Genomic DNA, 5,327 nt, shown 5'->3' with positions numbered 1-5,327 from the left:
CGAATACTGCTCGAGCATTGCCGCCAGTTCCGCCTCGATTGCCTGCTGGATGATCCGCCGCGCCCCTTGCTGGATCAGATCGTCCAGGCCGTCTTGCGCCCCATCAATCCGCCGCGCGCGATGTCGCGGTCGGAGTCGCCTTGCCGCATACGGACAAGGACTTGGCGATACTCAAACAATTCGAACCTCCGATTGGCCATGGACGCTCCGTTCAAAAAGAACGGAGCGTACCGACTTGGAAAGTTCGAACCGCGCCTTCACTCCGGCGCCGCTGGCGACTATACACCGATCCTGGACCGGCGCCTTTACGCCGATCACGGATTGGCTCCATAACGGCGATCCGTGACACCATGCGCAGGCTCAGCGGAAAACGGTAATACAGCCACACCGCGTAGCTGATCACTTCCGGCGGAAATCGATAACCCTTGAACGAGATCGGCATCTCGGCCGACGGCAAAACCGACACGGAAGCTTTCTTCATGCCCCAATCTACTCGTCAACTTCTGCGACAACCTGACAATATCCGGTGGAACAGCTTCGGCAAGGCGGTTTGCGTCAAAATAGCCTAATTGCGTCCGCAGCCAACTGAGCGCATACCCTGTCGAACAAAGTCACACGATACGTCGGTTTCGGGCGTTTGCGCGGCGCACCGGATTTCAGACTGGCTTTGTATGGCACTGAACGCTCACGAGGCGGATAGATCAATTGCCCTTTCTACTCGACCTCACGCTGCCGCACAACTACCCCTTCCGAACAAAGCCAATCAGGGAAGCGGGCACCTTTTCCTTCGGCACACTCTGTACCTCGAGTGCCGATCGACTGACGATCCCCTTGCCAACGAGGGGGCCTACTTCCTGAATGTACGCATCTGCCGTGTCTGTGCGGGCATACTTCAGCGAAACACTCCACCCCGGCTCGCCCTTCGGAGTCTTTGCGACGATTAGTGATGCGCACTGTTCATCATTTATGTATCCCTCCGCATGAGCGGCCTTGATCTCAGAAATATACGCTTTGACAGTGCCGGTTTGCCCCCCTGCCAGGGCATAATGCACCCCACGCCAGCCATCGCGGCCTTGCGCCGCTATGATTTCGGAAAATAGCACGTTATTAAGCAACCCTTCGCTGCAGCATCCTTTTACTTTCCGGATGAAATCCGTGATCATGCCGGCATAGCCACACTCAAATAGATTTATAGGCATATGTTTCACCATGGCTTCGACGAACTGCGCTTGATAGCTAGCGAACTGCGGTTCATTAATAAAGCCTTCATCACACGCAGTCCTCATGTTTTGCATCAGTGCGATGGCAGTGTCTACATCGGGGTTGTATGTATTCGCAACACCGGCGAAATTCCCCGTCGCCAATTCAGCAAATTGTGTCTTATCGATCAACCTCTCGTCGCAGGCAGCTTTCATTTCATGGATAAGCGCATCGATCCCCTTTGCGGGATAAGATTTTGAAAAATCCACTCTCATTAATTTTTTAAAATGATCGCAATTGATGATTCCCTCTCTAAATGCCCCCCCTTAATCTCCCCGATAAATACCTTGATCTCGTCTACTGGCCTATCCTTCAGCATTTTCTCTAACGTGGAACGCGAATAATCACTCTCTTTATCATGGAGCAGCTCCACGAATCGTGATTGATCGATATCACGCTCCTTGTACGCCATCTTCATTTCGTCAATGAAGGCTGTAGCCGCTTCAATGCGACCTTCAAGCAGTGCAGTTTTTAGCCATGGCTCGCCGTAGCCTTCGTGCTTTGCTCTCACCAACTTTCCCAGTACTCCTGGTGTATGCAAAACGTCGTCAAACGAATAGCATTCTGCGCTTTCACCGGGATCGACAAAATCCATTGCCTTTGGAATGGCTACCCACTCGTTCGATTGGGGCGAGCTAGCCAATTCTACGACGTCACTGTAATGATACTTGCTGCCATCCAGGACTAGTACCTTCCCCCCTCAAAAGAGACCTTGGAAACCTTGTTGGCAAAAAGTTCAGGGTTGCGCAGTATCGAACGCACTTCTGAATAGGTGATCGGCTCGTACATATCCCCAAACCGACGCCCCTCTCCCTCCTTCCATGGCTTCTCCTGGATGGCGTCAATGTCAAGTTTCCTCCCATCATTGTTCCACCCAAAAATAATGCTCGCACCATGTTCAGCGAAGAAGGTCAGGCCCAGCTTGCTGCTGTTACGGAAAAAATGTTTGACAACCAATTCCGCCAGATCCTCCTGGATGCGGTATCCGATCGAGGATCCCGATTTCTTGAGGACTGCGTCGACATCGCCAAGGGTTTTGCACCCGGAGTCGTCGATCAATTTCATCAAGCATTCGGTTAATGACTTGGCATCACAGCGACTGCTGGTATTCTTCCGAACGAATTGTTCGGCCACGGTCAAGCGCTCTTGTTCCGGTCCGCGGGACAAAACCTTGTTAAGCCGGACAAATGCATCCAGCCGATCTTTGTGCTCGCCGAGGTACTGGGCCCATTTTTCAATAATCGGCGCTGGGTTAGCCGCCTCCTTGATTAGCGTGTTGTCAGTTGCGGTCGCGATGTGTTTGGCAAACTCTGAAATCAGGGAATCCGGTTCTTTTCTCCCCCGACTGTAATGGACAATGCCAAGCTTGTGGTTGAAAGTGGCGATGGTAGCAATATTATTCATTTCCAACTTGCGACGAATAAAAGCTGCCGCTTCCATTTGGTTATTGCTAATGCCGTAGACCACCACCGGATAATCCCGTCGCGCCGGCGAGGCAATAACCTCGCCGCCACTTACACGAAAGAGCAGGGATTGAAAATTGACCCGTGCCAGAATTGGCCGCAGGGCAGGCACGGCGAAGTCAGGTTTATATGAGTTGCCAGAGTTGGAGACGTTGAGCACCTTCGATCCGAGGCCGAGTTGCAACAATGATTCGGGCGCCTGTTGTGCTGACTCCAATTGTGGGGTCGATACTTTATTGCAATGAGAAGATGCAAGTGATTTCAACATAGACGATCTCGAAAAAAATGATTTATTTTCCAGAGACATTTTTTAAATGTCTCTTCGTACCATATCAGATCAATATGGCTTTGTTCGACAGGGTATGCGCTCAGTTGGTTGCGGGCGCAATTAGGCTGTTTTGACGCAAACCGCCTTGCCGAAGCTGTTCCACCGGTTCACGAGGTTCGCGATGATCACGCCCTCGCGCTGCTGCGATTCGAATCGGCGTGTCAGCAGGGCACCTCGAAAAACCGTTCGGACGCTGGCATGATGCCACTGAGGCCGAAGGCATGAGGATGTGAAGATGATCAAGGTGAGTCTGTTCGCGGAGCAGGAACGTGAGACCAAGCTCCCTCGTGACAATGGTGAGCGATTTTCGAAAGCAAGAATTCGAAAATTTGCTAGGTTCGATCTTTTAAAGAACGCACCGTCAACAAAATTGCCTGTCACCACATGAAATCCGAGGAGAAATCTCCATGCTCATCAGTCACGCCACTTCTTTGCCAAATCTCAGCGGCGCCAACGACATCACGAAGTCACCCGTACTGAATCGAAGCCAATCACTGTCTAGCCTGTCGGAAACGGACATTGGCCACATCGAATCGAGCCTTGCGGCTGCTGTGCGGCCCAATGCGGTTGGGATTCCCGGAAGAGACGCCGCACGTTTGCTCGAAGATGCCGCGAAGCTCCTCGATGCGCATAACAGCGACGCGATGCACGCGATGTCTGACGATGGCCGAGAAGTTGCGTTAACCCTTGAGGAAATCGCTGCACACGGGGCGGATCAAGGGATCGAGCGGTCAGAGCCTGGTACACCCGCTCACGAACTGGCTCAGGAGGTTGGAGCTTTCCTGCGGGACAGGCAGGAGGCGCAAGGCGGTGCGCCGCTCACCGCGCGGGAGCGGGCCATTGCGGTGATGGACTTCGCGGGGAGGATCATCAACAACGATTTTGAGGGAGACTTGGGGCGTTGGGCAGCCAACGGCGTGAATGTTGGAATTCGCACCGGACTCATCGTCGGTCTGACGACGACGCTGCGACAGGTGATCGGCTTTAGCCTCGAACAGGCTTTGCAGCTAGGCGACGTGCCCATGCCCGCCCGTGAGGTCATCGGGGCAGCTGCCATGCTGCTCGGACCGGCGTTGAACGTTGCCGGCTTCGTACGAGACGAGGTGAATCATACTGCCACGGCACAGTCGCGAACTGCGCGCGTGGCCATGTTGGCGCTGTCAGTCGGCGCCCTCCTTGTCGCTTCCCAGACTGGTGAGCCATCGACGCTGGGCTCATTGATGGGCTCTTTCGGTCCGCAAATGGCCTCGTATACGCTGGGGCGCGACCTTGCTCAATTGTTTTTCCCCCTGAGCGACAATGCACCCATCAACCTTGGCGGTGCTTTGGTCGGAGGTGCCGCATACAGTGGGGTCCAATTTGGCGTCGGAGAAGCCATGGATGCCTGGGCCCCAAGTTCAGGGGCGGGGCGTGTCATGGGCGCAGCCGCCGCAGCGGCTCGTCCGCCCGCGAGTGCCGCGGCGACCACCGAAAGGATGGTTGAATGGTTCACTTCCGAACTAGGTTCCACGTCGGCCGCTCATGCATCGCCCTCGAGCGCGGAATCGGTAAGTGATCGGGTCCGTAGCGCGGTCAGCTCCCTGCAGCCCGACTTGACGCAAGATGTCACGCGCGGGGTCCTCAACGCAACCGCGGAAATTTTCGACGACTTAGTGCGGCCGGGCATCAGCCGCGCATTACATGTGAGCCAAACTCAAGCGGCTATTCGGCAGGAGGCGCTGGCGGAGGGGCGCGATCCTAAGGCAGCCGTCGCCGCACTGCCGAGGGAGGATACCGATGGCTTGCGAGTACGTGTCGCTGCGCGACTGCCGAGCTCAACACAGGTTGCTAACCAGTTCTTGACAACTGATGCGATGCGCACTTCTGCATTCCAAACCATCATGGGGATAGCCATGAGTGCGGCCACCGCCTTGGAAAAAGCCAAGTTGTCTTCCGCCAACCAGGGGCACGTGGTCAATGCGGTGGTTGCTGCCGTCGTCGCTCTGATTTATGAGCCATTCCTCTATGCGCACGCGCAGCGCCCGCCTGCGGCGCTCCCTGAAGCTTCGCCCGCCGACTCGCCGAACCGGGATATCCCCCGAGAAATGGAGTTGCGGCGGCGCCACATCTCTTAGCAGGCTGTTGAAAAGCGCCGCGTTTTGATGGCCGGAGTGTTGATGTCCACGCAGAACTGACCCACTAAGGGTGAGGTCAGACGGAATTCGTGGAGGCCAACGGGTTAAGCAGCGATCTGATTCAGATAGAAACGCTGCGTGAACGCGACAGGCGATTGGTAG

General features: G+C 55.1%; 4 protein-coding genes and 1 pseudogene. 1 reads left to right on the top strand and 4 read right to left on the bottom strand.

Annotated elements, in window-relative coordinates:
• Nucleotides 1-337: 337 nt before the first annotated feature.
• From ACPUER_RS35770 to ACPUER_RS35755, 4 genes and pseudogenes are all read right to left on the bottom strand, one after another.
• Nucleotides 338-481: pseudogene (locus tag ACPUER_RS35770) on the bottom strand (IS6 family transposase); the annotation flags it as partial.
• A gap of 259 nt (nt 482-740) precedes the next feature.
• Nucleotides 741-1,475: a hypothetical protein gene (locus ACPUER_RS35765; protein WP_425133451.1), complete on the bottom strand. Its 735-nt coding sequence runs from the start codon at nt 1,473-1,475 to the stop codon at nt 741-743.
• Nucleotides 1,475-1,855 (bottom strand): hypothetical protein, encoded by a 381-nt coding sequence (locus ACPUER_RS35760; RefSeq protein ID WP_425133450.1) that lies wholly within the window; start codon nt 1,853-1,855, stop codon nt 1,475-1,477. Before ACPUER_RS35760 ends, ACPUER_RS35765 begins: the two co-directional genes overlap by 1 nt.
• Before the next feature lie 89 nt (nt 1,856-1,944).
• Complete coding sequence (locus ACPUER_RS35755; protein ID WP_425133449.1) at nt 1,945-2,991, bottom strand: hypothetical protein; 1,047 nt, start codon at nt 2,989-2,991, stop codon at nt 1,945-1,947.
• 467 nt (nt 2,992-3,458) lie between these two features.
• Here ACPUER_RS35755 and ACPUER_RS35750 point away from each other — a divergent pair, with 467 nt between their 5' ends.
• Nucleotides 3,459-5,165 carry a hypothetical protein gene (locus tag ACPUER_RS35750; protein ID WP_425133448.1) on the top strand — a complete coding sequence of 569 codons (1,707 nt, stop codon included), beginning with the start codon at nt 3,459-3,461 and terminating at the stop codon, nt 5,163-5,165.
• Nucleotides 5,166-5,327 lie beyond the last annotated feature (162 nt).

The organism is Burkholderia sp. DN3021, from assembly GCF_049805555.1.
GTDB lineage: Bacteria > Pseudomonadota > Gammaproteobacteria > Burkholderiales > Burkholderiaceae > Burkholderia > Burkholderia pyrrocinia_C.
Note: the sequence above shows the minus strand (reverse complement) of the source record. Positions and strands in the feature narration are given on the sequence as shown.